Origin of the sequence: Aeromicrobium phoceense (assembly GCF_013868155.1) — a bacterium.
In the GTDB taxonomy this organism is placed as follows: domain Bacteria; phylum Actinomycetota; class Actinomycetes; order Propionibacteriales; family Nocardioidaceae; genus Aeromicrobium; species Aeromicrobium phoceense.
Genome location: NZ_JACEOG010000001.1, coordinates 261,264 through 286,910, shown reverse-complemented (window position 1 = coordinate 286,910; position 25,647 = coordinate 261,264). Strand labels below are relative to the sequence as shown.

General features: G+C 71.3%; 26 protein-coding genes, 1 tRNA gene and 1 riboswitch. Of the genes, 15 read left to right on the top strand and 12 right to left on the bottom strand.

The window, feature by feature from the left end; genetic code table 11:
• Window positions 1-57: 57 nt before the first annotated feature.
• On the bottom strand, window positions 58-1,341 hold the full coding sequence (locus H1W00_RS01375; protein ID WP_181752960.1) for a D-arabinono-1,4-lactone oxidase: 1,284 nt from the start codon (window positions 1,339-1,341) through the stop codon (window positions 58-60).
• The gene (locus H1W00_RS01370) at window positions 1,338-2,513 is read right to left on the bottom strand and encodes an amino acid deaminase/aldolase (RefSeq protein WP_338072792.1); all 1,176 of its coding nucleotides are present in this window, start codon (window positions 2,511-2,513) and stop codon (window positions 1,338-1,340) included. The genes H1W00_RS01375 and H1W00_RS01370 overlap by 4 nt, the downstream gene beginning before the upstream one ends.
• 24 nt (window positions 2,514-2,537) lie before the next feature.
• Between H1W00_RS01370 and H1W00_RS01365 the strand changes: the two genes are divergently transcribed.
• Both H1W00_RS01365 and H1W00_RS01360 read left to right on the top strand, forming a co-directional pair.
• The gene (locus H1W00_RS01365) at window positions 2,538-3,314 is read left to right on the top strand and encodes a hypothetical protein (protein ID WP_181752956.1); all 777 of its coding nucleotides are present in this window, start codon (window positions 2,538-2,540) and stop codon (window positions 3,312-3,314) included.
• A gap of 36 nt (window positions 3,315-3,350) precedes the next feature.
• A tRNA-Thr gene (locus tag H1W00_RS01360) sits at window positions 3,351-3,426 on the top strand.
• Between the two features lie 7 nt (window positions 3,427-3,433).
• Here H1W00_RS01360 and H1W00_RS01355 read toward each other — a convergent pair.
• Window positions 3,434-4,366, bottom strand: a complete 933-nt coding sequence (locus H1W00_RS01355) for an MBL fold metallo-hydrolase (protein WP_181752954.1) — start codon at window positions 4,364-4,366, stop codon at window positions 3,434-3,436.
• 60 nt (window positions 4,367-4,426) lie between these two features.
• Between H1W00_RS01355 and H1W00_RS01350 the strand changes: the two genes are divergently transcribed.
• From H1W00_RS01350 to purU, 3 genes are read left to right on the top strand one after another with little or no spacing between them, the layout of a single operon-like run.
• A complete protein-coding gene (locus H1W00_RS01350) occupies window positions 4,427-4,765 on the top strand; it encodes a cupin domain-containing protein (protein WP_181752952.1) in 339 nt (112 codons plus the stop codon).
• Complete coding sequence (locus tag H1W00_RS01345; protein ID WP_181752950.1) at window positions 4,762-5,106, top strand: DUF488 domain-containing protein; 345 nt, start codon at window positions 4,762-4,764, stop codon at window positions 5,104-5,106. The genes H1W00_RS01350 and H1W00_RS01345 overlap by 4 nt, the downstream gene beginning before the upstream one ends.
• A gap of 52 nt (window positions 5,107-5,158) precedes the next feature.
• Window positions 5,159-6,025, top strand: coding sequence for a formyltetrahydrofolate deformylase (purU, locus tag H1W00_RS01340; protein ID WP_181752948.1), 867 nt, complete (start codon window positions 5,159-5,161; stop codon window positions 6,023-6,025).
• 24 nt (window positions 6,026-6,049) lie between these two features.
• Here purU and H1W00_RS01335 read toward each other — a convergent pair whose 3' ends face one another.
• From H1W00_RS01335 to H1W00_RS01325, 3 genes are read right to left on the bottom strand one after another with little or no spacing between them, the layout of a single operon-like run.
• The gene (locus H1W00_RS01335; protein WP_338072791.1) at window positions 6,050-7,216 is read right to left on the bottom strand and encodes an AI-2E family transporter; all 1,167 of its coding nucleotides are present in this window, start codon (window positions 7,214-7,216) and stop codon (window positions 6,050-6,052) included.
• Between the two features lie 9 nt (window positions 7,217-7,225).
• Window positions 7,226-7,897: a uracil-DNA glycosylase gene (locus H1W00_RS01330; protein ID WP_286931110.1), complete on the bottom strand. Its 672-nt coding sequence runs from the start codon at window positions 7,895-7,897 to the stop codon at window positions 7,226-7,228.
• A complete protein-coding gene (locus H1W00_RS01325; RefSeq protein WP_286931111.1) occupies window positions 7,894-9,039 on the bottom strand; it encodes an MFS transporter in 1,146 nt (381 codons plus the stop codon). The genes H1W00_RS01330 and H1W00_RS01325 overlap by 4 nt, the downstream gene beginning before the upstream one ends.
• Window positions 9,040-9,091: 52 nt before the next feature.
• Here H1W00_RS01325 and H1W00_RS01320 point away from each other — a divergent pair, with 52 nt between their 5' ends.
• Window positions 9,092-10,342, top strand: a complete 1,251-nt coding sequence (locus tag H1W00_RS01320) for an MFS transporter (protein ID WP_181752944.1) — start codon at window positions 9,092-9,094, stop codon at window positions 10,340-10,342.
• A 1-nt stretch (window position 10,343) separates the two neighbouring features.
• On the opposite strand, the gene H1W00_RS01315 is transcribed toward H1W00_RS01320, so the two are convergent.
• From H1W00_RS01315 to H1W00_RS01300, 4 genes are read right to left on the bottom strand one after another with little or no spacing between them, the layout of a single operon-like run.
• Complete coding sequence (locus tag H1W00_RS01315; protein ID WP_181752942.1) at window positions 10,344-10,931, bottom strand: GNAT family N-acetyltransferase; 588 nt, start codon at window positions 10,929-10,931, stop codon at window positions 10,344-10,346.
• Complete coding sequence (locus H1W00_RS01310; RefSeq protein WP_181752940.1) at window positions 10,931-12,340, bottom strand: pyridoxal phosphate-dependent decarboxylase family protein; 1,410 nt, start codon at window positions 12,338-12,340, stop codon at window positions 10,931-10,933. The genes H1W00_RS01315 and H1W00_RS01310 overlap by 1 nt, the downstream gene beginning before the upstream one ends.
• A complete protein-coding gene (locus tag H1W00_RS01305) occupies window positions 12,330-13,643 on the bottom strand; it encodes an MFS transporter (protein WP_181752938.1) in 1,314 nt (437 codons plus the stop codon). The genes H1W00_RS01310 and H1W00_RS01305 overlap by 11 nt, the downstream gene beginning before the upstream one ends.
• Complete coding sequence (locus tag H1W00_RS01300; RefSeq protein ID WP_181752936.1) at window positions 13,633-15,057, bottom strand: alpha,alpha-trehalose-phosphate synthase (UDP-forming); 1,425 nt, start codon at window positions 15,055-15,057, stop codon at window positions 13,633-13,635. The genes H1W00_RS01305 and H1W00_RS01300 overlap by 11 nt, the downstream gene beginning before the upstream one ends.
• 111 nt (window positions 15,058-15,168) lie before the next feature.
• Here H1W00_RS01300 and H1W00_RS01295 point away from each other — a divergent pair, with 111 nt between their 5' ends.
• The 9 genes from H1W00_RS01295 to H1W00_RS01255 all read left to right on the top strand — a co-directional run bounded on the left by H1W00_RS01295 (window position 15,169) and on the right by H1W00_RS01255 (window position 23,311).
• Window positions 15,169-15,459, top strand: a complete 291-nt coding sequence (locus H1W00_RS01295; protein WP_078699991.1) for a DUF3263 domain-containing protein — start codon at window positions 15,169-15,171, stop codon at window positions 15,457-15,459.
• A gap of 1 nt (window position 15,460) precedes the next feature.
• Entirely contained in the window at window positions 15,461-16,027 is a 567-nt protein-coding gene (locus tag H1W00_RS01290) for a LytR C-terminal domain-containing protein (protein ID WP_181752934.1), read from the top strand.
• A gap of 30 nt (window positions 16,028-16,057) precedes the next feature.
• The gene (gene otsB, locus H1W00_RS01285) at window positions 16,058-16,831 is read left to right on the top strand and encodes a trehalose-phosphatase (protein WP_181752932.1); all 774 of its coding nucleotides are present in this window, start codon (window positions 16,058-16,060) and stop codon (window positions 16,829-16,831) included.
• Window positions 16,832-16,899: 68 nt separating this feature from the next.
• Window positions 16,900-17,012: riboswitch (SAM riboswitch) on the top strand.
• On the top strand, window positions 17,006-18,286 hold the full coding sequence (gene thrC / locus H1W00_RS01280; protein ID WP_181752930.1) for a threonine synthase: 1,281 nt from the start codon (window positions 17,006-17,008) through the stop codon (window positions 18,284-18,286). It overlaps the preceding riboswitch by 7 nt.
• Before the next feature lie 32 nt (window positions 18,287-18,318).
• The gene (locus H1W00_RS01275) at window positions 18,319-18,597 is read left to right on the top strand and encodes a ubiquitin-like small modifier protein 1 (protein ID WP_181752928.1); all 279 of its coding nucleotides are present in this window, start codon (window positions 18,319-18,321) and stop codon (window positions 18,595-18,597) included.
• 99 nt (window positions 18,598-18,696) lie between these two features.
• On the top strand, window positions 18,697-18,900 hold the full coding sequence (locus H1W00_RS01270; RefSeq protein ID WP_181752926.1) for a cold-shock protein: 204 nt from the start codon (window positions 18,697-18,699) through the stop codon (window positions 18,898-18,900).
• Between the two features lie 104 nt (window positions 18,901-19,004).
• Window positions 19,005-20,642 carry a chaperonin GroEL gene (gene groL, locus H1W00_RS01265; RefSeq protein ID WP_181752924.1) on the top strand — a complete coding sequence of 546 codons (1,638 nt, stop codon included), beginning with the start codon at window positions 19,005-19,007 and terminating at the stop codon, window positions 20,640-20,642.
• 68 nt (window positions 20,643-20,710) lie between these two features.
• Complete coding sequence (locus tag H1W00_RS01260; protein WP_181752922.1) at window positions 20,711-21,460, top strand: acyltransferase; 750 nt, start codon at window positions 20,711-20,713, stop codon at window positions 21,458-21,460.
• 402 nt (window positions 21,461-21,862) lie between these two features.
• Complete coding sequence (locus tag H1W00_RS01255) at window positions 21,863-23,311, top strand: sugar transferase (RefSeq protein WP_181752920.1); 1,449 nt, start codon at window positions 21,863-21,865, stop codon at window positions 23,309-23,311.
• Between the two features lie 76 nt (window positions 23,312-23,387).
• Here the strand turns inward: H1W00_RS01255 and cysN are convergent, their stop codons facing one another.
• Both cysN and cysD read right to left on the bottom strand, forming a co-directional pair.
• Window positions 23,388-24,632 (bottom strand): sulfate adenylyltransferase subunit CysN, encoded by a 1,245-nt coding sequence (gene cysN, locus H1W00_RS01250; protein ID WP_181752918.1) that lies wholly within the window; start codon window positions 24,630-24,632, stop codon window positions 23,388-23,390.
• Window positions 24,632-25,552: a sulfate adenylyltransferase subunit CysD gene (cysD, locus tag H1W00_RS01245; protein ID WP_181752916.1), complete on the bottom strand. Its 921-nt coding sequence runs from the start codon at window positions 25,550-25,552 to the stop codon at window positions 24,632-24,634. The genes cysN and cysD overlap by 1 nt, the downstream gene beginning before the upstream one ends.
• Between the last annotated feature and the right edge of the window lie 95 nt (window positions 25,553-25,647).

The following is a 25,647-nucleotide window of genomic DNA, read 5'->3' as shown; positions in this document are numbered from 1 at the left end:
CGTTCGCGGGGTCGACACGCCGTGACGCACCCCTCAAACGTCACTCCCAGCGCTTCCTCAGCCGCCCAGCACCTGCCGCAGGTAGGCGTTGGTGAACTTGCGCTCGGGGTCGAGGCGGTCGCGCACGGCGACGAAGTCGTCGAACCGCGGGTAGACCTTGCGGAAGTGCTCGGCCCCGAGGGTGTGCATCTTGCCCCAGTGCGGCCGGCCCTCGTGCGCGGTGAAGATGTCCTGCATCGCGGCGAAGTACGCCGTGGGGTCGGTGCGGTGGTACTGGTGCACCGCGATGTAGACGTTGTCGCGCTCGTGCCCCGTCGACATCCAGATGTCGTCTGCCGCGGTGAAGCGGACCTCCACTGGGAACGAGACGTACTGGTCGGTGCGGGCGTACCAGCGCTGCATCTCGGCGATCGCCTCGGCCGCCGCGGCGCGGGGCAGGGCGAACTCCGACTCGCGGAAGCGGACGCGGCGCGGCGAGATGAAGACCTCGTGCGAGGCGTCGGTGTACTCACGCGCGCCGAGCAGCGATCCCGACAGGGTGTTGATCCGGGGGATCAGCGCGGGCCGGCGCGTGGAGAGGCGCTGCACCTGCTCGTAGACCGTGTTCGAGAGGAACTCGTCGTCGAGCGCGTGCCGCCAGCGCGACAGGGGCGCGGGCTCGGTGCCGTCGGCGACCCGGTTGTTGCGCTTCGTCAGCGCCTTGTCGGTGTGGGGGAAGAAGTAGAACTCGAAGTGGTCGTTGCCGTCGACGAGGGCGTCGAGGTCGGCCACCACGGCCGACAGCGGCATCGGCTCCTCGCGGGCGTGCAGCAGGAACGCCGGGACGCACTGCAGCGTCACCTCGGTGACGATCCCGAGGGCTCCCAGGCCCACGCGGGCAGCGTCGAACAGGTCGTGGCCCGCATCGATCTCGAGCACCTGCCCGTCGGCGGTGACCAGCTGCAGCGCGGCCACCGCGCGCGCGATGCCGAAGAGCCGTGCCCCGGTGCCGTGGGTGCCGGTCGACGTGGCGCCGGCGACCGACTGCGGGTCGACGTCGCCGAGGTTCGGCAGCGCCAAGCCCAACGCGTCGAGCCGGCGGTTCAGGTCGTGCAGCGAGATGCCCGCCTGCACGCGCACGAGGCCGCTCACGGTGTCGGCGTGCAGGACGCGGTTCATCCGGTCGAGCCGCAGCTGCACGCCCTCGGGGGCCGCGATGGGGGTGAACGAGTGCCCGGCCCCGACCGCCTTGACCCGCGGGTGGGCGAGCACGAGCGCGACCACCTCGTCGGTGGAGGCCGGGTGCTCGATCGCGTCGGGGCTGGCCGTGACGTTGCCGGCCCAGTTGCTCCACGTGGTCATCCGAAGTTCTTCCCTTCGCCCCGGTAGGTGGGGGTGAGTGAGGCGTGCCCGGCGGCGTCGACGAGGGCCACCCGGTCGAACCGCTCGCACATCTCGCCGGCCTTGGCGTGCCGGAAGAGCACGCGGTCGCCGATGGAGAGGGTGCGCGCGACCTTGCCACGCAGGGGCGACTGGACCTCGCCGGCGCCCTCGGACGGGTAGTACTCGAGCCCCTCGGGCCACACGGGCGTGGGCACGCGCGACTTCCCGGCCGGCCCGGAGGCGATGTAGCCGCCACCGAAGCACGTGGCGGCGTCGCGGGAGGGCTTGCGCACCACCGACAGCGCGAAGAACGCCGCGGGCCGCGGCGTGAAGGCGCGGTAGTCGTCGAAGAGCGTGGGGACGAAGAGGCCCGAGCCGGCGGCCATCTCGGTCACCGACGGGTCGTCGCGCCAGACGTCGAGGCTGCCCGTGCCGCCGGCGTTCACGATCTGCAGGTCGGTCATGCTCCGGACGGCCTTGACGATCTTGCGCCGGCGGCGGCGCAGCTCGGCAGCGGAGCGGCGCTTGACCAGCGCGATGGCCGGCCCACCGTCGGGCAGGCCGGCGATCTGCGCGTCGTAGAACATCAGGCCGACGAGGTCGAAGCCCGGGCGGGCGGCGATCGCGGCCGCGACCCGCTTGGTTTCGCGTCCGGTGTGGACGGGGGAGCGGTGGGCGCCCAGGTGCGCCCCGAGCACGCGCAGGGACGAGTCGACGTCGAGGCACACCCGGATCGGGGGATGGTCCTTCCCGACGACGGAGTCGATGAAGTCCAGTGCCTCCAGCGAGTCGACCATCACCGTGATCGACGCGAGCCGGCGCTCGTCGGCGACGAGCTCCGCGTAGGCCTCGCGCTCGACGCTGGGGTACGCCAGCAGGATGTCGTCGACGCCCTGGTCGGCCAGCCAGACCGACTCGGACAGCGAGTAGGTCATGACGCCGCGGAACCCGTCGAGGGTGAGTGCGTTCTTGATGATCGAGCGCACGCGAATCGACTTGGTGGCCAGGCGGATCGGCACGCCACCGGCCCGTCGGACGAGGTCGCCGGCATTGGCCCACAGCGCCTCCTCGTCGATCAGCGCGAAGGGCGTGTCGAGCAGGCTCGTCGCGCGCAGGAGGCGGTACGGGGGCGTCGGGTTGGGAGGGGCCACGGGGTCAGTATGCATACTGGACGGATGCGTCGTCCCGTCCTGCTGCTCGTGTTGGTGACGTTCATGCTGGCCGGTTGCACGGGCGGCTCCGGGGATCCCGAGCCGCCGGCCACGCCCGACCCCCAGCCAGCACCCACCCAGCAGATCTCCCTCGACGACCTCGGCATCGCCGGCTGGCCGACGCCCGCCGGAGCCGTCCCCGCGCCGCCTCGGCGCCCCGGTGGCGTCTCGGCGTCGGAGTACGACGAGATGGTGACCGCGGTCCGCACGTGGGCCCTGCAGGCCGCCACCGATCCCGGGGCCGTCGGGAACGGCCTGCCGACGTCCCTCGCGTCCGCGATCGAGGACGCCGCCGACGCCCAGACCGAGCCGGGCCTGGCCAGGGCGACGGCGCTGGATCCGGCCCTCGCCCCGCGCGACACCCGGATGACGGCGGTCTGGCAGGTCTCGGACGCCGACGGGGCGGTCAACGTGTCGCTGCAGACCCGCACCGCGCACGAGGTCACGACCGAGGACGGCCTCGTGCGCGTCATCGGTGTCCTGCGCACCCAGGGGGTCGTCGCCGGCGAGGGGACCGACGAGTGGGGCACCGTCACGGGCTGGCAGGAGTTCGGCGCCGCCGACTGCGCGATCGTGCTCGACGGGTTCCTCACCCCGGGCGGCGATGCCGACGACCAGGTCACGGACCTGACCCGGTTCGCCGAGATCGGCAACGGCGACGAGGCGATCACCCCGGCCCTCCCCGAGGAGGAGCAGGTCGACGAGGACTTCGCGGAAGCGTGCGAGGCTGGGCGGGTCTGACCGTCGTTAGGATGAGGCGGGCGGCCACACCGCCGCGCCCCTGTAGCTCAGTCGGTAGAGCGCTTCTCTTGTAAAGAAGATGTCGCGGGTTCGAATCCTGTCGGGGGCTCCACGAGGCGTCAGGCCGTCCACGGGTCCTCGCGCCGCCACAGCGTCGGGAAGTGCAGCGACACCCCGTCCCGGCCCGCCAGGTAGCGCAGCTCGCGCATCGTCACGTCGAGGTCGTCGCCCGCGTACGGCAGGGCGCGCAGCGGACGGGCGAGCGGCCGGAAGAAGTCGTCCCAGTGCGTCACCACCACCCGACGTGCACCGACCGCCGAGACGGTGTGGGTCCAGTAGTCCTCGACGTACTCCGCGCCGAGGAGCCCGAGCTGCCCGATCCCGAGGTACACCGCATCAGCCCGCAGTCCGTCCAGCGCTCCGGGTCGGAAACCGGCGCTGCCCTGGACGAGCGTGGCACCGGCGGCCGGGTGCTCGACCTGCAGCGACCACGCCTCGCCGCAGCGGTAGGCGCTCGCCCGCGCCGGCGTCCGCAGTGGCGCGTCGATCGTGCCGGGATACCGGTCGGGTGGGCAGTGCTCGGATGCCACGGCGGTGACGGTCCACGGACCGAACGCGGTCGGGACTCCCGGCTCGAGAGGACGGCACTGGGCGTCCGGGAGCCCGGCACCGCGGCCGACGTTGAGCGTGGACGTCCCGCCGGCCAGCAGCGCCCCGGTCCGCCGCGCGACCTCGGCCGAGTCCATGGCGTGGTCGAAGTGGCTGTGCACGGGCAGGACGGCCTCGACACGCGATGCCCCGGCGCCGAGGAGGCCCAGTCGCCGGAGACCGTCGCCGATCCGCTCGGGAACCGGCGCGATCCGGCGCAGACCCACCTGGGCGAGGGACGGGCGGGAGAAGAAGCCGTCGACCAGCAGGGCCGAGCCGCCGCACTCGAACGACAGCGTCGACACGCCGGCGAAGGTGACCGACGAGGCGTCCGGGGCGGCCAGCGGCAGGTCGAACAGGGCGTCGTACGTCGACAGGTCAGGTCGGCCGAGCTTCATGCGCATGGGTCGAGACTCTCCCACGCGAGCCGCCGTCGCGCACCCGCTTCGGGCTACGGTCGGGGCATGGAATCCACCGACCTGGCGACCCTCGCTCACGACCACATCGAGATGGCCACATCGGCGCCGAGCGGGCGCAGCGCGGTGGCCCTGCACCCCGGGCGCCACCACCGGCTGCGGCAGACGCTCATCGCCCTGGCGGCCGACCACCGCCTCGACGAGCACGACGCGCCCGCGGAGGCGACGCTCTTCGTGCTCTCGGGGCGCGTGCGCCTCGCGGCCGGGGACGACGCCTGGGAGGGCGGGCCGGGCGAGCTGCTGGTGATCCCGGACCGCCGCCACGACCTCCTCGCGATCGACGACGCCGCGGTGCTGCTGACCACCGTGGTCGACGGGAGCCGATGATCCGGGTCCGCCGCGTCCACGACGACCCGTCGCCCGACGACGGACTGCGGGTGCTGGTGGACCGGCTCTGGCCGCGCGGCATGACGAAGGAGCGCGCCGCGGTCGACGTGTGGCTCAAGGAGGTCGCTCCCAGCACCGAACTGCGCCGCGCCTTCCACGGTGGGGACTTCGACTTCGTGGCCTTCCGCGACCGGTACGCCGCGGAGCTCGACACGAACCCGGCGCTCGACCGGCTGCTCGAGCTCGTCGACGAGCACGAGGTGGTCACCCTGCTGTTCGCCGCCAAGGACGAGGAGCACAACCACGCGATCCTGCTGCGCGACCGGCTCGAGGAGTCCTGAGCTACTCCACCTGGGCGTCCTGCTCACGACGCGTACCTGAGACGATGCGTCCATGGAGAGCCCCCGGCCGCACAGCGACTTCATCCTGACCTTCGCCTGCCCCGACCGGGTCGGCATCGTGGCGGCGATCGCGTCCACGCTGGCGCAGGACGGCTGGACGATCACCGAGAGCCAGCAGTACGCCGACCCCGACACGCTGCACTTCTTCATGCGCGTGCGCTTCGCCGCCGACCGCGAGGTCGAGCTCGAGGACATGCGCGCGGCGCTCGCGCCGGTGCTCGAGCCGTTCGACATGGACTGGGACCTGCACGACGCCACCGCGCCCCTGCGCGTCGTGGTGATGGTGTCCAAGCAGGGCCACGTCCTGAACAGCCTGCTCTTCCACGTGCGCCAGGGTCAGCTGCCCGTCGAGATCGTCGCGGTCGTGTCGAACCACCCCGACTGGCGCGACATCGTGGAGTGGCACGGCATCGAGTTCCACCAGATCCGGGTGACCCCCGAGACCAAGCGCGACACCGAGCAGTTCGTGATCGACCTGATGGAGAGCCGCGGCGCCGAGGCGCTCATCCTCGCGCGCTACATGCAGATCCTCACCGACCAGATGTGCCGCGACGTGCACGGCCGCGCCATCAACATCCACCACTCGCTGCTGCCCAGCTTCAAGGGCGCTCGCCCCTACGAGCAGGCCCACCGTCACGGCGTCAAGGTCATCGGCGCCACGGCGCACTACGTGACGGCCGACCTCGACGAGGGGCCGATCATCGAGCAGGACTTCCGCCGCGTCGACCACCGCTCGTCGGCGGCCGAGCTGGCGGCCATGGGCCAGGACCTCGAGGCCCGCGCGCTGGTGAGCGCGGTGCGCGCCCACGCCGAGCACCGGGTGCTGCTGAACGGCATGAAGACGGTCGTCTTCGACTGAGAGCGGTCGGGGGGCCGGCCCCGGTCAGGTGTCGCGGCCCTGTGCCGCCGACGCGTCGGCGTCGACGTCCGCGACGGTGGGTGCCGTGAGCGCCGCCACGGGATCACCCCCGGCGGTCAGCGACGCGTCGATCCGCTCGTTGGCGTAGCGCAGGATCTCGGCGATCGTGGCCGTGACGGGCACCGCGAGGAACGCGCCCGTGATCCCGAAGATCGAGCCACCGGCGGTGACGGCCATCAGCACGACGGCCGGGTGCAGGTTCATGCTCTTGCCCTGCAGCATCGGCGAGAGCACGTTGCCCTCGAGCTGCTGCACGGCGACGATCACGGCCAGGATGATGAGGGCGTCCCGGGGGGAGTTGGTCACCAGGGTCACGAGTACCGCGATCGCGCCACTGGCGAACGCACCGACGATCGGGATGAACCCGCCGATGAAGGTGATGACGGCGAGCGGCACCCACAGCGGCTGGCCCACGATCGCCAGCGCGGCGCCGATCAGCACGGCGTCGATGAACGACACGAGCGCCTGCGTGCGGATGAAGCCGCCGAGGGTGTTCCAGGCCCGGTAGAGCATCTCGCGCAGGTGGCCGCCGACGCGGTGGCCGCCGAGGCGCTCGACCCACGGCAGGAAGCGGTGGCCGTCCTTGATGAACAGGAAGGTCAGGATCAGCACGAGCACCGTGTTGAGGACCACGTTGGTGGCCACGCCGATCGTGGACAGCACGCCGCTGCTGATGTCGCCGGCGCTGTTGCGCAGCCAGTCCTCGACCGAGTTGAGGGCGTTCGAGATCTGTCCCGCCTCGATGGGCAGCGGCCCGTTGACGAGCCAGTCCTGGACCTCGCCGACGCCCTTGGCCGCACGATCGGCGATCTCGGGCGCCTCCTCCACCAGCTGGGGGATGAGGATCGAGAACAGGAAGCCGAGCGCCGCGAGGAACGCGAGCATCACCACGCCGGCCGCGGCGGCCGCGGGGACACCCTGGTCACGCAGGCGCTTGGTCGGCGGGCCGAGCACGGTGGCGAACAGGATCGCCAGCGACACCGGGAACCAGATCATCCAGGTGCGGCCGACGCCCCAGCCGAGCACGTACAGCGCGGCCGCGACGACGATGATGCGCAGGCCCCAGCGCTGGAGCACGACGAAGCCCTGGTCGATCATCACGGCGCGGTCGCGGATGCGTGTCTCTGTCACTCCACAACCCTATCCGTGCAGTTCCCAATCCACCGGCTCCGCGCCCTGGGCGACCAGGGCCGCGTCGGCCCGGCTGAAGGGGCGCGAGCCGAAGAACCCCCGCGACGCCGACAGCGGACTGGGATGGGCGGACTCGATCCGGGGCACGTCGGCGAGGCGCGGCGCCAGCGACTGGGCGTCGCGGCCCCACAGGATCGCGACGAGCGGGCCACCGCGCTCGACGAGGGCGGCGATCGCGCGGTCGGTGACCGCCTCCCACCCGCGGCCGCGGTGGCTGGCCGCCTCGCCGGGTCGCACGGTGAGGCAGCGGTTGAGCAGCATGACGCCCCGGTCGGCCCACGCCGACAGGTCGCCGTGCGGTGCGGGCGCGATGCCGAGGTCGGCCTCGAGCTCGCGGTAGATGTTGACCAGGCTCCGCGGCAGCGGTCGCACGTCCGGACGGACCGAGAACGACAGGCCCATCGGATGGCCCGGAGTGGGGTAGGGGTCCTGACCCGTGACGAGCACCCGCACCTGCGCCAGGGGGGTGCGGAAGGCGCGGAAGATCGCGTCCGGCTCGGGCAGGTAGGAGCGGCCGGCGGCGATCTCGGCGCGCAGGAAGTCGCCCATCTCCGCGATCTGGGGCGCGACGGGCTCCATCGCCTCGGCCCAGTCCGGGGCCATCAGGTGCTCGAGGCTCACTCGGGCTTCCTGAGGGCGGTGGGGGCGAGCGCACTGGCGACCAGGCACAGCGCGAGGGGAACCAGGAAGGCCGTGGTGAGCGGGACCCAGTGGGTCAGCAGCCCGATGATCGAGGGTCCGCTGAGCAGGGCCACGTAGCCCATGCCGGTGACCCGGGCGATGATCGCCGCGCCGTGGCGAGGATCCACGTTGCCCGCCGCGCTGAAGAACTGGGGCACGCACCCGGCGAGGCCGATGCCCACCACGGCCCAGCCGAGGATGGCGACCGCCGGCGTGGGCGCCACGATCGCGATGCCGAGGCCGACCGCCCCGAGGATCGACGCCCAGCGCACGAACGGGCCCGGCCCCGTGACGACGACGATGCGGTCCACCAGGAGCCGGGTCACGAACATCGTCGCGCTGAAGGCGCCGTAGGCCACCGCGGCCACGGCCTCGGTCGTGCCGAGCTCGTCGCGCAGGTGGACGGTGCTCCAGTCGTAGGCCACGCCCTCGGCGAGCATCAGCGCGAACGCGAGCGCGCCGAGGAGCACGATCCGGGCGGTCCACGGCGGCCGCGCGAGACCCTCCTCGCGGTCCTGCACGTCGTGGTCGAGCAGGTGCGGCCGCACGAGGGCGACGAGCACGAGTCCGAGCACCGCGAACACCAGGAAGTCCAGGGGCACGGGCCACCCCAGCGCCAGCATCGTGCCGCCGAGGGCCGAGGCGATGAAGCCGCCTGCCGAGAACCAGGCGTGGAACGAGGACATCACGGGCCGGCCGTACGCCCGCTCGACGGTGACCGCCTGGGCGTTCTGGGCCACGTCGACGACACCGTTGGTGGCACCGAGGAGGCCCAGCGCGGCGGCCAGCGTCCACACGTCGGTCGCGAGCCCCGGCAGCGGCAGGGACAGGCACATGAGCACCAGGGCGACCGTGACGGCGCGCGCGCTGCCGGTGCGGTCGACGAAGAAGCCGGCGGCCTGCATGCCCAGCCACGCGCAGGCGCCCATCCACAGCAGCAGCGTGCCGAGGGTGGCGGCTGAGATCCCGGTCCGGTCCATGACCACGGGGATGTGCACGATCCAGGCCCCGAGCAGGAAGCCGTTGGAGAACAGGAGGGTGGACGTGGCCACGCGTGCCCGCCCGATCGTCGCTTCCACCACGGCACGAGTGTAGGAGGGCTCCGGTGGGGCCGACCGGTAGCATGGGCGGGTTGTGTCTTCTGCCATCGCCGACTACCGCCGCCTCTGGGGCGCAGCTGGATTCTCCTTCGTCGCGGTGGCGTTCCTGGGGCGCATCCCGCTCGCGATGAGCCAGATGGGCGTACTGCTGCTCGTGGCCCAGTCCACCGGCAAGTACGGCATCGCCGGTGCCACCGCGGGCGCGCTCGCTGTCGCCAGCGCGATCGGCTCGCCGTTCTTCGGTGCCGCCGCCGACCGCGTCGGCCAGCGCCCCGTGGTGCTCACGCAGTCGATCCTCGGGTCGATCGGTCTCGTCGCGATCGTCGTCTGCTCCGACCGGGGCGTCTCCTCGGGCGCCCTCATCGCGGTCGCGGCAGTCACCGGCCTCGTGATGCCGCAGGTCGGGCCGCTGGCCCGCGTACGGTGGCGTCCGGTGCTGGCCAAGCGGGTCGACGAGGGTCGCATCCGCCAGTCCGAGGTGAACCGCTTCGTCGACCTGGCCTTCTCCTACGAGGGCGCGGGGGACGAGGCGTCCTTCGTGCTCGGCCCGGCGCTCGTCGGCATCCTCGGCGTGCTGGTCGGGGCCGACGGAGCGCTGCTGGCCGCCGCCGTGCTGCTCCTCGTCTTCGGCTCGTGGTTCGCCGTGCACCGCACCGCGGCGCTCGTGCCCCGCGGGAGCGAGCACGCGCCCACGCACGGTGTGAAGCTGTGGACCGCCGCGTTCATCGTGCTGGCGTTCGCCGTCTACCTCATGGGCACGTTCTTCGGCAGCATCCAGGCCGGCTCCACGGTCCTGGCCACCCAGCAGGGTCATCCTGACGTGGCCGGCCTTATCCACGCGGTCCTCGGCGTCGGCAGCATGATCGCGGCGCTGTCGCTCGCGGCCGTCCCGGTCAGCGTCCTCTACGCCACCCGCATGCTGTGGGCGTCCGGCGCGATGGTCGCGCTCTCCCTGCCGCTGCTGCTCGTGCAGACGATCCCGCAGGTCGTCGCCGTGATCGCCGTGCTGGGCTTCGCGGTGGCGCCCTACCTGATCAGCGCGTTCGCGCTGGCCGGCCTCATCGTGCCACCCGCGCGGATCGGCACGGCCATGACCTTCATGGCCGGCGCCACCGGACTGGGCTACGCCACCGGCGCGTCGCTCGCGGGACGTGCCGCCGACGGTGCGTTCGGTCCGTCGGGGCCCACGCCGGCCTTCGCCGTCACGATCGGCGCGATGGTCGTGGCGTTCGTGGTCTCGGTCGCCACCCAGCGCATCCTGCGCAACGCCCGCATCGTCTCCTGAGTCAGCGCCGCAGCGCGGCGGTCAGCCGGTCGCGGGCCTGCGGCCACTCGTCGTCGAGCATCGAGAACGTCACGGTGTCGCGCCACGACCCGTCGTCGCGCGGCTTGTGCTTGCGCAGCACGCCCTCGCGCTGGGCCCCGAGGCGGGTGATCGCCGCCTGCGAGCGCTCGTTGCGGATGTCGGTGTGCCACACGACGCGGACGCAGCCGAGGTCGTCGAAGGCGCGGGTGAGCAGCAGCAGCTTCGCCTCGGTGTTCAGGCCGTTGCGCCAGAAGCGGCGACCGATCCAGGTGTGGCCGATCGCCACCGTGCGCAGCTCGTCGTCGACGTCGTAGAAGCACGTCATCCCGGCCACCTCGCCGCTGCGCAGGTCGACCTGCGCCCACGGGACCAGCGACGGGTTGGCCAGGGTGCGCTCGATCCGCGCGGCGGCCACCTCGGGCGTCATGACGTCCCACCCGCGCAGGTGCTCGAAGACGGCGGGGTCGTCGCCGGCCCCGGCGAGGCCGGCGGCGTGCTCGGGACCGAGCGGCTCAAGGCGCACCAGCGTGCCGCTCAGCGTGACGGGCGTCCTCCAGGAATCGGTCATCAGCGGGTCAGCCGGTCGAGGAAGGCGATCATCAGCGCCTCGCGGACGCGCGGGGGAGCGACGTCGACCAGTGCGTTGACGGGGCCGAGGCGCTCGGGGACCGCCACCTGACCGCCCTCACCGGCGAGACCCGCCAGGGCGAGCAGGCCGTCGAACGCCTCGTCGTCGAGCGTGTCCGGGTCCAGGCCGGCCGCGGCCTCGGCCAGCAGCGGGTCGATCCGGATCGGGCCGGAGGCGGCCGCGGCTGCGACGGACTCGCGCAGCGCCTCCAGGAACTCGGACACGGATGCGGCGGTGGCCGCCGAGATCGTCAGGTGCAGGTTCGCGGGCTCGTCGCCGAAGCGCATCTGCGGCTGGACGAACCAGCCACGGTCGAGCATCAGGTCGCTGATCGTGAACACGTCGACGGCGTCGTCGGTGCCCACCACGACGAGCGAGGTGTCGGGACGCTCCACGAGGTGCAGGTGGTCGATCGCCTCGATGCCCTCGGCTAGCCGCCGCGTGCCGTCGAGCGTGCGCCGGACGAGGTCGCGGTAGCCGTCGTCGCCAATCAGCTGCACCACGGCCCACGCGGCCGCGAGGGGCCCGCCCGACTTCGTGGACTGGGTCGTCGAGTTCAGCATCGTGTAGCCCGGCCAGTCGGCGTGCGCGAAGAACTGGGGGCGGCGCAGGGCGGCGTCGGCGTGCAGCAGCAGCGACACCCCCTTCGGCGTGTAGGCGTACTTGTGCAGGTCCACCGAGATGCTGGTGACACCGGGCACGGCGAAGTCCCACGCGGGAGCGCCCGGCGTCCACGGCAGGATCCAGCCGCCGATGCACGCGTCCACGTGGAACCGCAGGCCGCGCTCGCGGGTGACTGCGGCGAGGTCCTCGACGGGGTCGATCACGCCGTGGGCGTACGACGGGGTGGAGGCCGCCACCAGCACGACGCGGTCGCCGAGCCGGTCGATCGTCCCGGCCATCGCGGCGACGTCGGCGCGATGGCCCGGGCCCACGGGCACGGTCACGAGCTCGACGCCGAAGTAGTGCGCCGCCTTCGCGAACGCGGCGTGGATCGTGGTGGGCACCACCAGGGCCGGGCGCTCGACCCCGGCCGCGTCGCGGGCGGTCTGCACGGCCAGCAGGATCGACTCGGTGCCGCCCGACGTGACGGTGCCGACCACCTCGTCACCGCCGTGCAGGGCCGACCGGGCGAAGGCGACGAGGTCGGACTCCATCGAGAGCAGGCTCGGGAACGCCGTCGGGTCGAGACCGTTCGTGGCGGCGTACATCGCGATGGCCTGCCGGGCGACCTCGTCGGCCTCCTCGAGCCCGGAGTCGTAGACGTAGGCCAGGGTCCTGCCGCCGTGCGTGGGCAGGTCGCCCTGCCGTCGGGCGGCGAGCTCGGCGAGGATCTGGTCAGGTGACATCGAGGCTCCTGAGGCGGTCGTCGAGGCGGTAGCCGCGCAGCAGCACGAGGCTGAGGGCGGCCAGGGCGGCGGGCAGCACCGAGAACCCGAGGGCGATCGCGAGGCGCGCGCTGTCGGGCTGGGCCACCGTGACGTCGCCGGTGGAGGACACGTAGCCGCCGGCGGTGAGCACGAGCGCGAAGATCCCGGGCCCGAGTGCCAGGCCCAGCGTCTCGCCGGCGGTCCACACACCCGTGAAGACGCCGATGCGGTTCGAGCCGCTGCGCTGCGCGTCGTCGGCGGCGACGTCGGGCAGCATCGCCATGGGGAACACCTGGGCGCCGGCGTAGCCGATGCCCACGAGGGCGGCCGCGACGTAGGTCAGGCCCGTCCACCCGGCGTGGGCCGTCAGCAGGGCGGCCATGCCGACCACGAGGAATCCGGTGGCCAGGCCGTACCCCGACCGCTTGCCCCGCGTGGCGGCGTAGCGCTCCCACAGCGGCGTGACGAGCAGCGCCGGACCCACGAAGGCCACGAAGAGGAACGTGTTGGCGGCGGCGCTGTCGAGCAGGTCGTCGGCGACGTAGGCGACACCCGCGAGCACCGTGCCGATGGCCGCCGCCTGCACGACGAAGGTCAGCAGGACCGCCCGGAAGTCGGGGTTGGCGGCCACGAGCCGCAGCTGGTCGGCCAGGGTGCCGGCGGCGGTCTGGGTGGGATGCTCGGGCGCGCCACGGGTGCCCCACCACGACCCGAGCACGCCGAGTGCGATGAGCACCCCCACGTAGACGCCCATCGCGGCGTGGCCGAGCTGGTCGGCCACGATCGGCGCGGTGGCGCCCGACAGCAGGATCGCCAGTGCCAGCACCACCACGCGCCACGTCATGAGGCGGGTGCGCTCGGCGTAGTCCAGCGTCAGCTCGGCCGGCATCGCGACGTAGGGGACCTGGAAGAACGCGTACGCGCTCGCGCAGCCCAGGAACGCCACGGCCACCCACGCGGAGGCGAGCGCGCTCGGCTCGGAGGGGCCGGCGAACATCACGGCGAACAGGACCGCGAGCGTGAGGCCCGCCCGGACGAGGAAGGGCCGGCGGCGACCCGAGGGATGGGTCGAGCGGTCGCTGATGCGTCCCGCGATCGGGTTGAGGACCACGTCCCACGCCTTCGGCGCGAAGACCAGGACTCCGGCCAGTGCCGCGCCGATGCCGATCTCGTCGGTCAGGTAGGGCAGCAGCAGGAGCCCGGGGACGGTGCCGAACGTCCCGGTCGCGACGCTGCCGAGCGCGTACCCGCGGCGGACCCGGGCGGGAAGCTCAGCCGTCACCGTCGGACGGCCCGATGTCGCGCACGGCCGCGAGCTCGGCCAGGAAGGTGTTGGCCCAGCGCTCGATGTCGTTCTCCATGACTTGCTTGCGCAGGGCGCGCATCCGCTTGCGCAGGTCGACCGGGTTGGCCTGCATCGCGCCGAGCAGCGCGTCCTTCATCCCGTTGATGTCGTGGGGGTTGACCTGGAAGGCCTGCTTGAGCTCGCCCGCGGCTCCGGCGAACTCGCTGAGCACGAGCGCACCGCGGTCGTCCCAGCGCGTGGCGATGTACTCCTTCGCCACGAGGTTCATGCCGTCGCGAAGCGGAGTGACCACCATGACGTCGGCCGCCCGGTACATCGCGGCCATCTCCTCACGCGGGAACGACGCGTGCAGGTACTGCACCGGCTGCTGGCCGATGCGCCCCATGTCGCCGTTGATGCGCCCGACGAGGCGGTTGATGTCGTCGCGCAGGACCCGGTACTGGTGCACGCGCTCGCGCGACGGGGTGGCCACCTGGACGAACACGGCGTCGTCCACGTCGATGACGCCGTCGCTGACGAGCTCGCCGAAGGCGCGGAGCCGTTGCGGCAGTCCCTTGGTGTAGTCGAGGCGGTCGATGCCGATGAGCACGTGGCGCGGGTTGCCCAGGCTGTCGCGGATCTCCTGGGCGCGGGCGGTGACCTCGGGGGTGCGCGAGAGCTGCTCGAAGCCGCGGGCGTCGATCGAGATCGGGTAGGCCCGGGCGAGCACCTTGCGCCCGTCGGGCAGGAACACCGTGTCGCGCACCGTGCGGTGGCCGACGCGCTGGCGGACGAGACGGGCGAAGTTCTGCGCGCCACCGGGCATCTGGAAGCCGACGAGGTCGGCGCCGAGCAGGCCCTCGAGGATCTGGCGCCGCCACGGCAGCTGCTGGAACAGCTCGGTGGGTGGGAAGGGGATGTGGAGGAAGAACCCGATGAGCAGGTCGGGACGCAGCTCGCGCAGCATCTGCGGCACCAGCTGGAGCTGGTAGTCCTGCACCCACACCACGGCGCCCGGCGCGGCCAGCGTGGCGGCCTTCTCGGCGAAGCGGCGGTTCACCGTGACGTAGGAGTCCCACCACTCGCGGTGGTACTCCGGGGTGACGACGACGTCGTGGTAGAGCGGCCAGAGGGTGCCGTTGGAGAAGCCCTCGTAGTACTCCTCGACCTCCGCCTCCGACAGCGGCACGGGCACGAGGCGCAGTCCGTCGTGCTCGAACTCGTCGAGGTCCTCCTCGGCGGCGCCGTGCCAGCCGATCCACGCGCCGCCGCGCAGCTTCATGACGGGCTCGAGCGCGGTGACCAGTCCGCCGGGCGACGTGCGCCAAGAGATCTCGCCTTCGGCGTCGATCAGGCGGTCCACCGGCAGCCGGTTGGCGATCACGAGGAAGTCAGCTTGCTCCGGCGCCATGGGGCCACCATAGGGGAGAACGGGTGCCCCCGCCCCGGAGCGGGCGTCCGGGTCCGCCCGATTCTCGCGGGGGAATGACAACCGTGTGATTCCGCCGGTACGATCAGGGGCATGGCAGCGGTGGAGAGTCACGACCAGGTGGTCAGCGCGGGCGCATTGTCCGACCGCGACCGCGAGATGCTCGAGCTCGAACGCCTGTGGTGGAAGTACGCCGGGGCCAAGGAGCAGGCGATCCGCGACAAGTTCGACATGACCTCGACGCGGTACTACCAGATCCTCAACGCGCTGATCGACTCCGAGGACGCCCTCGCGCACGACCCACTGCTGGTCAAGCGCCTGCGCCGCCTCCGCTCGCAGCGCCAGCGTCAGCGCCAGGCGCGACGCACCGGCTCCGATCGCTGAAGTGGACCAGCCTCCCCTCGAACCGCGTGACGACCGGCGTGACCCCGAACGGCGCGGCGCGGCCTGGACCGTGATCGTGCTGCCCGCGGTGTGGCTCGTCCTGGGCGTCGCCGGCGGGTGGGCCATCATCGAGGCCGTCCGCGACGACGAGGCGCCCGCGCGGTCCGCCGAGCGCACCACGACCGGCCCCACGCCCACCGCGAAGGCCACGGCGAAGAAGTCGGCCAAGCCGAAGCCGAAGAAGTCGGCGACGCCTAAGACGGAGCCGACGACGGAGCCCACCACCGAGCCCACGGCGACGCGCTCGATCGGCGTCTCGGTCTACAACCAGATCGGCATCGGCGGTCTCGCGGGGCGTGTGGCCGGCCAGGCGCAGGCGGCCGGGTGGACGATCGGGGCGATCGCCGACTGGCGCGGCAACGTGCCGCAGGACACGATCTACTTCCCGGCGGGCCGCCAGGGCGAGGCGGCGCTGCTCGGCGCCGACCTGGCGATCTCCCGTCTCATGCCCGCCACCGCGGGCATGTCCGGAACCAACCTCACGGTCGTGCTGGCCAGCCCCCGCTGAGTCCCCGTGCCCCCGCGCCATACTTTTCCCATGACCGACCCGGGGCGCACGCTGCTCGCGCTCGACTTCGACGGCACGCTCGCACCCATCGTCCAGGATCCCGCCTCGGCCTGGATCCATCCGGGCTCGCTGGCCGCCCTGCGCCGGCTGGGTCCGGTGCTCCGTGAGTTGACGATCATCACCGGACGCCCCGTGGACCAAGTGCGGCGGCTCGGCCGCTTCGAGGACGGGCCGGGGCTCGACCGCATGGTCGTGTGCGGTCAGTACGGGGCCGAGCGCTGGGACGCCGCGAGCGGCGAGGTGCGCCAGCCGCACCGCCCCCAGGCGGTCTCCGACCTCGCCGCGCGGCTGCCGCAGTGGCTCGAGGAGCACGACGCGTCCCGGATCCGGATCGAGGACAAGGGGCTCGCGATCGCGCTGCACACGCGCGGCGTCGCGCCGGGCCTGCTGGACGAGCTGCGTCCCCAGATCGAGGCGCTGGCGGCCGAGGTCGGACTGCACCTCGAGCCGGGCCGCCAGGTGATCGAGCTGCGCTCCGCCGGCACCGACAAGGGTCAGACCCTGCGTCGCGTGGTCGGCCGCGTCGAGCCCGGTGCCGTGATCTACGCCGGCGACGACCTCGGCGACCTGCCGGCCTTCGAGGAGGGCATCGCCCTGCGCGAGCAGGGGATGGACGTCACGCTCGTGTGCTCGGCCTCCGACGAGCAGGACGCGCTGCTCGCGCTGGCCGACGTGGTGCTCGACGGCCCCGACGCCGTGGCCGCGTGGCTCGGCGATCTCGCCGACCGGTTCGCGCCCGCCTGACCCTCCGTTTGCCGTCTCGTCATCCGGACGGAGTGGACGTATCGTGAGACGGCCATTTAGTCTGAAGCCACTCATCCCGAGGGGCAGAGGGACACGGCCCGACGAAGCCCCAGCAACCAGCCGATCACCGGCCAGGTGCTAATTCCGTCCGCGGTCGAACGTCGACCCGGAGAGATGAATGGAGTCTTCGTGAGCGTCACGACCCCCGAGACCACCACCCTCCGCGAGGGTGCCTTCGGCCCCGCCACCGCCCTGAAGTGCCGCGAGTGCGGCGCCACGCGCGAGCTCGGTCCCCACTACGCCTGTTACGAGTGCTTCGGTCCGCTGGAGATCGCCTACGACTTCGGCACGGTGACGCGCGAGCAGATCGAGGCGGGCCCGGCCAACATCTGGCGCTACAAGGCCCTGCTGCCGGTCCCCGACGACATCGAGAGCAGCCCGAACCTCGAGCCCGGCTTCACCCGCCTGCTCGACGCCCGCAACCTCGCCGCCGAGCTCGGCCTGGCGAAGCTGTGGGTGAAGGACGACAGCACCAACCCCACCAACTCCTTCAAGGACCGCGTCGTCGCGTGCGCGCTGAGCGCGGCCCGCGAGTTCGGCAGCAAGGTGTTCGCGTGCCCCTCCACCGGCAACCTCGCCAACGCGGTCGCCGCGGCCGGCGCGCGGGCCGGCATCCGCACGGTCGTGTTCATCCCGAGCAACCTCGAGACGCCCAAGCAGGTGAACTCGGCGATCTTCACCGAGAACCTCGTCGCGGTCGACGGCAACTACGACGACGTCAACAAGCTGGCCAGCGAGATCGCCGGCGAGGAGGACGGCTGGGCGTTCGTCAACGTGAACGTGCGCCCCTTCTACGCCGAGGGCTCCAAGACGCTCGGGTACGAGATCGCCGAGCAGCTCGGCTGGCGCCTGCCCGACCAGATCGTCATCCCCGTCGCCTCCGGCTCGCAGCTGACCAAGGTGCACAAGGCGTTCGGCGAGCTCATCGCGCTCGGCCTGGTCGAGGACAAGCCCTACCGGGTGTTCGGCGCGCAGGCCACGGGCTGCAACCCCGTCGCCACGGCGTACAAGGACGGCGTCGACGCGATCCGGCCCGTGCGGCCCGACACGATCGCCAAGTCGCTCGCGATCGGCAACCCGGCCGACGGCATCTACGTGCTCGACATCGCCCGCTCCACCGGCGGCGGCGTCGAGGAGGTCGACGACGACCAGATCCGCGACGGCATCGTGCTGCTGGCGCGCACCGAGGGCATCTTCACCGAGACCGCGGGCGGCACGACCGTCGCCGTGCTGAAGAAGCTCGTCGAGACCGGTCAGCTCGACCCCGAGCTGGAGACCGTGGTGATCAACACCGGTCACGGCCTCAAGACGCTCGACGCCGTCGCCGGATCCGTCGGCGCCCGCGCCACCATCGCCCCCACCTACGACGCCTTCACCGCGGCCGGCATCGCCTGAGCCGTCCGACCGAACCACCCGAGGAGACCCCCATGGCCGTGTCCGTCCGCATCCCCACGATCCTGCGCAGCTACACGAACGACGAGTCCCAGGTCAGCGCCGAGGGCGACCGCCTCAGCGACGTGCTGGAGTCGCTCGAGACGACCTACCCCGGCATCCGGGCGCGCATCGTCGACGAGGACGGCAAGCTGCGCCGCTTCGTCAACGTCTACGTGGCGGAGGAGGATGTCCGCTTCGCCGACGGCCTCGACACCCGGACCCCCGACGGCACCCAGATCTCGGTCATCCCGGCCGTCGCTGGCGGCTGCTGAGTCCCTCCACGGCAATCCCGCGTAGGAGGATCGGGGCTGCTGCCGATACGCTGGCTCTGGTCCGGCCGCGGGCCTTTCCGCGCAGAACAAGGTGGTCTCATGGTGCATGGCACCGTCAAGTGGTTCAACTCCGACAAGGGTTACGGCTTCATCGCCGTCGAGGGCCAGGACGACGTCTTCGTCCACTGGTCCAAGATCGCGATCAACGGGTTCAAGACCCTCGAGGACGGCCAGAACGTCGAGCTGGAGGTCGTCGACGGCCCCAAGGGACGTGAGGCCGAGAACGTGCAGCCCCTGCACTAGCGCTTCGGGCGACCTCGGGTGCGGGGTCGCTTGATCGGTGGGGATTAGCACTCGTATAGTGAGAGTGCTAGTTCCACTTCTACTTATGTCGGAGACACGCACCCATGGCCAAGTCCATCGCATTCAACGAAGAAGCCCGGCGCGGGCTCGAGCGGGGCATGAACCAGCTCGCCGACGCCGTCAAGGTCACCCTCGGCCCCAAGGGCCGGAACGTCGTCCTGGAGAAGAAGTGGGGAGCCCCCACGATCACGAACGACGGCGTCTCCATCGCCAAGGAGATCGAGCTCGAGGATCCCTACGAGAAGATCGGTGCCGAGCTCGTCAAGGAGGTCGCCAAGAAGACCGACGACGTCGCGGGTGACGGCACCACCACCGCCACCGTCCTGGCCCAGGCGCTCGTGCGCGAGGGTCTGCGCAACGTCGCCGCCGGCGCCAACCCGATGGGCCTGAAGAAGGGCATCGAGATCGCCGTCGAGGCCATCAGCGAGCAGCTGCTCGCCATGGCGAAGGACGTCGAGACCAAGGAGCAGATCGCCTCCACCGCCTCCATCTCCGCCGCTGACACCACGGTCGGCGAGATCATCGCCGAGGCGATGGACAAGGTCGGCAAGGAAGGCGTCATCACCGTCGAGGAGTCGAACACGTTCGGCCTCGACCTCGAGCTGACCGAGGGCATGCGCTTCGACAAGGGTCACCTGTCGGGCTACATGGTCACCGACCCCGAGCGCATGGAGACCGTGCTCGAGGATCCGTACATCCTGATCGTCAACAGCAAGATCACCACCGTCAAGGACATGGTCCCGGTGCTGGAGAAGGTCATGCAGACCGGCAAGCCGCTGGCCATCATCGCCGAGGACGTCGAGGGCGAGGCGCTGGCCACCCTCATCGTCAACAAGCTGAAGGGCACCTTCAAGTCCGTCGCCATCAAGGCGCCCGGCTTCGGTGACCGTCGCAAGGCGATGCTGACCGACATCGCGATCCTCACCGGTGGCGAGGTCATCAGCGAGGAGGTCGGCCTCAAGCTCGAGAACGCCGACCTGACGCTGCTCGGCACCGCGCGCAAGGTCGTCACGACCAAGGACGAGACCACCATCGTCGAGGGTGGCGGCGACGAGGCCCAGATCCAGGGCCGTGTGGCGCAGATCAAGGCCGAGATCGAGAACAGCGACTCGGACTACGACCGCGAGAAGCTCCAGGAGCGCCTCGCCAAGCTGGCCGGCGGCGTGGCCGTCATCAAGGTCGGCGCGGCCACCGAGGTCGAGCTCAAGGAGCGCAAGCACCGCATCGAGGACGCCGTCCGCAACGCCAAGGCGGCCGTCGAGGAGGGCATCGTCCCCGGCGGCGGTGTCGCGCTCGTCCAGGCCAGCAAGGCCGCGTTCGAGAAGCTCGAGCTCGAGGGTGACGAGGCCACCGGCGCGAACATCGTCCGCGTCGCCACCTCGGCCCCGCTGAAGCAGATCGCCATCAACGCCGGCCTCGAGGGCGGCGTCGTGGCGGAGAAGGTCGCCAACCTCGAGCAGGGCCAGGGCCTCAACGCGGCCACCGGCGAGTACGTCGACATGATCGCGACCGGCATCATCGATCCGGCCAAGGTCACGCGCTCGGCGCTGCAGAACGCCGCGTCGATCGCCGCGCTGTTCCTGACCACCGAGGCCGTCGTGGCCGACAAGCCGGAGCCCGCGGGCGCGGCCGGCGCGCCCGACATGGGCGACATGGGTGGCATGGGCGGCATGGGCTTCTGATCCCAGCTGTTCCACGGGACCCCGGCACCTCACAGGTGCCGGGGTTCCGTGCGTCCGGGGGTGCGAGGATGTCCGGCGTGACCTCCTGGCTCGACCTGTCCCGGACCGACGACGCGATGACGCCCGATCACCGGGACCGGCTCGTGGCCGCCGGCGTGGACCCTGCCCGTCTCGACGCGCTCGACTGGCGGCGGATGGACGGGCCGCTGCCCTCCTGGTGGAACGACCTCGGCAACGCGCTGTACGCGGCGCCCGGGGCGCGGCTGCCCGACCACGTCGTCGCGGCGCTGACCACCTTCTACTTCCAGGACGCGCTGATCGTGGTCGGTGCGCCGATGGACCACCTGACGTCGCTGCTCGTCGGCGGGAACGAGGCGACCGTCTTCCTCGACGAGCGCGTCGTGCTCACGGCGGGGGAGCTGTACTGCGGTCCGGGCTCCTCGATCGTCCTGCACGGGCCCCTCGTGGCCACCCGGTCGCCCGTCGTCGACGCGCGCAACGGCGGCCGTGTCGTGGCCGCGGGCGACCAGCTGTGGGCGGCCGGGGTCTACATCGCCACCGACGACATGCACCGGCTCGAGGACGCGGTCACGGGGGAGCGGATCAACCCCTTCGGCGCCACGATCCGCATCGGTCACCACGTGTGGCTGTGCCGTGAGTCGGTCGTCTCGGGCCACGTCGAGATCGGCGACCACGTCTGCGTCGGTCTGAGGGCCGTCGTGCGGGGTCAGAAAGTGCCTCCGAACGTGGTGGTGGCGGGGTCACCGGGACGTGTGGTGCGTGAGGGAACCACGTGGTCGTTCGACGACGCCCCATGAGCCCAAGAAATCGCCTCTGATGCTGGAAACTTCAAGTTACCCCTGAGGCTTGTGCGCGAATCGATGCGTTCGCCTGCACGGATCGCGACAAACCGCAGTCTGGGGAAATGTGACGTGCGCTACATGCGGGAATTTGCAGAATGCCCTGACACACGTCCCGGCATGGCCTACTTTCGAGGGGAAAGACAGGGGCATCACGTCATTCGGTGGCCGTCGGAGGGGGAATCCGGCGGAGGGAGACATCGGGTGCGGGGGAACCGGGCCGGGGGGCTGGCCTACGGGCTTGTATCGGCACCACTCAACGACGCTCTTGGCTGAGTACGCAGACACGACGGCACGTGTGCCGCGGTGAGGCGGAGGGGTCCGCAGCACGTCACCGCAGGTGCGCATTGGGGAGTTGGCATGACTTCAGCGATCGACGGGCGCGATGAAACCGTCCTTCCGCTGCGCCTGGTGGAGCCCATCACCAGCGACCCCGGCACCGGATCACCTTCGGTCCACCGGGAACTCACGGCGATGCCCACGGGGCGTTCGTCACTGGAAGCACTCGTCCGCCAGGGACTCGTCGGGCACCTCGTCGTGCTCGCGGGAACGATCGTCGCCGGCCTCGTCGTCGGCATGGCGCCCGGGGCCCTCACGGCCCTGTCCGCCGGCGTCGTCCTGTGGCTCGGCTTCAGCCTCGCCGCGCTGCCGGCCTACGAGCGGGCGGGTTCGCTGCGTCCGGCCAAGCGACTGATCGCGGTCCTCGCGCTCGGTGCGCTGGCCACCCTCGTCCTGTCCGACGTCGTCTCGGCCGAGCTGCGCGCCGCCGTGGTCGTCCTGAGCGTGACCGCCTCGCTGATCGTGGCCTCCGCGCTCGTGCACCGCACGGCGCTGCGCCGGGTGCCCACGCTGCTGGTGGGTCCCGCCGACGCGGTCAACCGGCTCGCGGCCCGCTGGGAGGACCGTCACGACCTCGTCGTCGTCGGGCGCTGCACGTGGGACTCCACGCAGCCGCTGGGCAGCGCCACGGTGAACTCCGTGGTCCGCGACGTCCCGAAGCTGCTGCGCACCGTCCACGGGGCGCGGGTGGTCATCACGGCCGACCAGGCCCTGGGCGACCCGTCGCTGCGTCACCTCGCGTGGGGCCTGCAGCGGGCCGAGATCGAGTGCCTCGTGCTGACCGACATGAACGACTACGTCGAGTTCGTGCGGCCCACCCGGGTCGGCGACCAGCTGGCGCTGGCCCTGGACCCGCCGAACAGCCACCTCGTGGGCCAGGCGATCAAGGCCTTCTTCGACCGTGCGTTCGCGGTGCTGGCGATCATGTTCGGCGCGCCGCTGATGGCGCTCATCGCGCTGGGCATCCGCCTGGACACGCGGGGGCCGATCATCTACCGGCAGGAGCGCACGGGCAAGGACGGCGTGCCGTTCACGATCTTCAAGTTCCGCACGATGGTGGTCGACGCCGACCAGCGGGTCGAGGACCTGCGCGAGCTCAACGAGGGTGCGGGCCCGCTGTTCAAGATGGCCCAGGACCCCCGGGTCACCCGGGTCGGCCGGATGCTGCGCCAGACGTCGCTCGACGAGCTGCCCCAGCTGTTCAACGTGCTGCTGGGCGACATGGCGCTGGTGGGCCCCCGCCCGGCCATCGAGAGCGAGACGTCGCAGTACAGCCAGTGGGTGTGGCGCCGGCTGCACGTCAAGCCCGGCATGACCGGCCTGTGGCAGGTCAGCGGCCGCTCGAACCTCTCGTGGGACGAGTCGATCCGACTCGACCTGATGTACGTCAACAACTGGAACCTGCGGATGGACCTGACGATCCTGCTCAAGACCGTCGGCGTGGTCCTCGGTCGCAAGGGCGCCTGGTAGGACACGAGCCCCCCGGCAGAACGGCCGCCGCCCCTCGGGGCGACGGCCGTTCTTGTGCGTGTGGCGGGAGCGCCGGTCAGTGCTCGGTGATGGTGCCCGCGCCGACCGTGCGGTTCGTGGCCTCGTCGATGAGGATGAACGACCCCGACTGCCGGTTCCGCTGGTAGGGATCGACCATCAGCGGCTGCGTGGTACGCAGCACCACGCGACCGATCGCGTTGAGCCCGAGGCTGCCCGGCGCCTGGTTGCGGTGCAGGGTGTTCACGTCGAGCTCGTACTTGATCTCCTTGACCAGCGCGCGGGCCGACCGGGTGGTGTGCTTGATCGCGTACTTGCCGCCGACGGTCATGGCGTCGCTGTCCATCCAGCAGACCATCGCGTCGAGATCCTGGGTGACGACCGGCTGGTTGTTGGGGCGCACGATCATGTCGCCGCGCGACACGTCGACCTCGTCCTCGAGGCGCACGGTGACCGACATCGGCGCGAACGCCTCGGCCAGCTCGCCCTGCGCGGTGTCGATCGCCTTGATCCGGCTGGGCAGCCCGCTGGGCAGCACCAGCACCTCGTCGCCGGGGCGCATGACGCCGCTGACGACCTGGCCCGCGAACGCGCGGTAGTCGCCCTGGCCGTTCTGGGGACGGATGACGTACTGCACGGGGAACCGCACGTCGACGAGGTTGCGGTCGCTCGCGATGTAGACGTTCTCCAGGTGGTGCAGCAGCGACGGCCCCTCGAACCAGTCCATCTCGGCCGAGCGCGAGACGACGTTGTCGCCCGTGAGCGCCGAGAGCGGGATCGTCGTGACGTCGGTGAACTCCAGGCGCGCGGCGAAGTCGACGAACTCGTCGCTGATGCGCTTGTAGACGTCCTCGGACCAGTCGACGAGGTCCATCTTGTTGATCGCCAGCACGACGTGCGGCACGCGCAGCAGCGACACGAGCGTGGCGTGGCGGCGGCTCTGCTCCTGCAGGCCCTTGCGGGCGTCCACGAGGATGATCGCGAGGTCGGCGGTGGAGGCGCCCGTCACCATGTTGCGCGTGTACTGGATGTGCCCGGGCGTGTCCGCGATGATGAACTTGCGCTTCGGCGTCGAGAAGTAGCGGTAGGCCACGTCGATCGTGATGCCCTGCTCGCGCTCGGCGCGCAGGCCGTCGGTGAGCAGCGCCAGGTCGGTGTACTCGTCGCCACGCTGGGCGCTCGTGGCCTCCACGGCCTCGAGCTGGTCGGTGAAGATCGACTTGCTGTCGAACAGCAGCCGGCCGATGAGGGTGCTCTTGCCGTCGTCGACCGAGCCGGCCGTGGCGAATCGCAGGATGTCCATCAGAAGTAGCCCTCCTTCTTGCGATCCTCCATCGCAGCCTCACTGACCTTGTCGTCGCCGCGGGTGGCGCCGCGCTCGGTGATGCGCGTGGCGGCGACCTCGGCCACTACCTCGTCCGGCGTGGTGGCGGTCGAGGGGACCGCCGCGGTCAGGGTGGCGTCGCCGACGGTGCGGTAGCGGACCGACTCGACGAACACCTCCTCGTCGTCGCGCGGCTGGCAGTGCTGGTTGATCGTGAAGTACATGCCGCCGCGCAGGAAGACCTCGCGCTTCTGGGCGTAGTAGATGTCGGGCAGCTCGATGTCCTCGCGGGCGATGTACTGCCAGATGTCCAGCTCGGTCCAGTTCGACAGCGGGAAGCAGCGGATGCTCTCGCCCGGATGGATGCGGCCGTTGTAGAGCGACCACAGCTCGGGGCGCTGGTTCTTGGGGTCCCACTGCCCGAAGTCGTCGCGGAAGGAGAACACGCGCTCCTTGGCGCGGGCCTTCTCCTCGTCGCGCCGGGCGCCGCCGAACAGGGCGCTGAGGCCGTGCTGCTCGGTGGTGCGGATCAGGACGGGCGTCTGGATGCGGTTGCGCGAGCCGTTCGGCTCCTCGCGCACGAAGCCCTCGTCGATCGCGTCCTGGACCGAGCCGACGATCAGCCGGACGCCGAGCTGCTCCACCACGCGGTCGCGGAACTCGAGGACCTCGTCGAAGTTGTGCCCGGTGTCGATGTGCACCACCGGGAACGGAATCGGGCCGGGCGCGAAGGCGCGCACCGCGAGGTTGAGCATCACGACCGAGTCCTTGCCGCCGGAGAACAGCAGGGCGGGCCGCTCGTTCTCCGCGACGAGCTCGCGGATGATGTAGATCGCCTCGGCCTCGAGATGGTCGAGCTGGCTCATGCCGTAGCGACGCGACTCACGCGTGTCGGTCATCGACGTGTTCCTCCCCATGGGGTCGAGCGGTGCTGCGGGGACGCGGCCGCTGGGCATTCTCGTGCGGCCGACAGCAGGCATCGGCTGTGCCACAA

Coding starts and splice junctions, on each gene's coding strand:
- H1W00_RS01315 (WP_181752942.1), bottom strand. CDS start 10,931: ATGACCGATTCCTGGAGGACGCCCGTCACGCTGAGCGGCACGCTGGTG.
- H1W00_RS01355 (WP_181752954.1), bottom strand. CDS start 4,366: ATGCGCATGAAGCTCGGCCGACCTGACCTGTCGACGTACGACGCCCTG.
- H1W00_RS01375 (WP_181752960.1), bottom strand. CDS start 1,341: ATGACCACGTGGAGCAACTGGGCCGGCAACGTCACGGCCAGCCCCGAC.
- H1W00_RS01365 (WP_181752956.1), top strand. CDS start 2,538: ATGCGTCGTCCCGTCCTGCTGCTCGTGTTGGTGACGTTCATGCTGGCC.
- H1W00_RS01255 (WP_181752920.1), top strand. CDS start 21,863: ATGACTTCAGCGATCGACGGGCGCGATGAAACCGTCCTTCCGCTGCGC.
- thrC (WP_181752930.1), top strand. CDS start 17,006: ATGAATGGAGTCTTCGTGAGCGTCACGACCCCCGAGACCACCACCCTC.
- H1W00_RS01260 (WP_181752922.1), top strand. CDS start 20,711: ATGTCCGGCGTGACCTCCTGGCTCGACCTGTCCCGGACCGACGACGCG.
- H1W00_RS01270 (WP_181752926.1), top strand. CDS start 18,697: ATGGTGCATGGCACCGTCAAGTGGTTCAACTCCGACAAGGGTTACGGC.
- H1W00_RS01345 (WP_181752950.1), top strand. CDS start 4,762: ATGATCCGGGTCCGCCGCGTCCACGACGACCCGTCGCCCGACGACGGA.
- H1W00_RS01300 (WP_181752936.1), bottom strand. CDS start 15,057: ATGGCGCCGGAGCAAGCTGACTTCCTCGTGATCGCCAACCGGCTGCCG.
- purU (WP_181752948.1), top strand. CDS start 5,159: ATGGAGAGCCCCCGGCCGCACAGCGACTTCATCCTGACCTTCGCCTGC.
- otsB (WP_181752932.1), top strand. CDS start 16,058: ATGACCGACCCGGGGCGCACGCTGCTCGCGCTCGACTTCGACGGCACG.
- H1W00_RS01310 (WP_181752940.1), bottom strand. CDS start 12,340: ATGTCACCTGACCAGATCCTCGCCGAGCTCGCCGCCCGACGGCAGGGC.
- groL (WP_181752924.1), top strand. CDS start 19,005: ATGGCCAAGTCCATCGCATTCAACGAAGAAGCCCGGCGCGGGCTCGAG.
- H1W00_RS01350 (WP_181752952.1), top strand. CDS start 4,427: ATGGAATCCACCGACCTGGCGACCCTCGCTCACGACCACATCGAGATG.
- H1W00_RS01275 (WP_181752928.1), top strand. CDS start 18,319: ATGGCCGTGTCCGTCCGCATCCCCACGATCCTGCGCAGCTACACGAAC.
- H1W00_RS01295 (WP_078699991.1), top strand. CDS start 15,169: ATGGCAGCGGTGGAGAGTCACGACCAGGTGGTCAGCGCGGGCGCATTG.
- cysN (WP_181752918.1), bottom strand. CDS start 24,632: ATGGACATCCTGCGATTCGCCACGGCCGGCTCGGTCGACGACGGCAAG.
- cysD (WP_181752916.1), bottom strand. CDS start 25,552: ATGACCGACACGCGTGAGTCGCGTCGCTACGGCATGAGCCAGCTCGAC.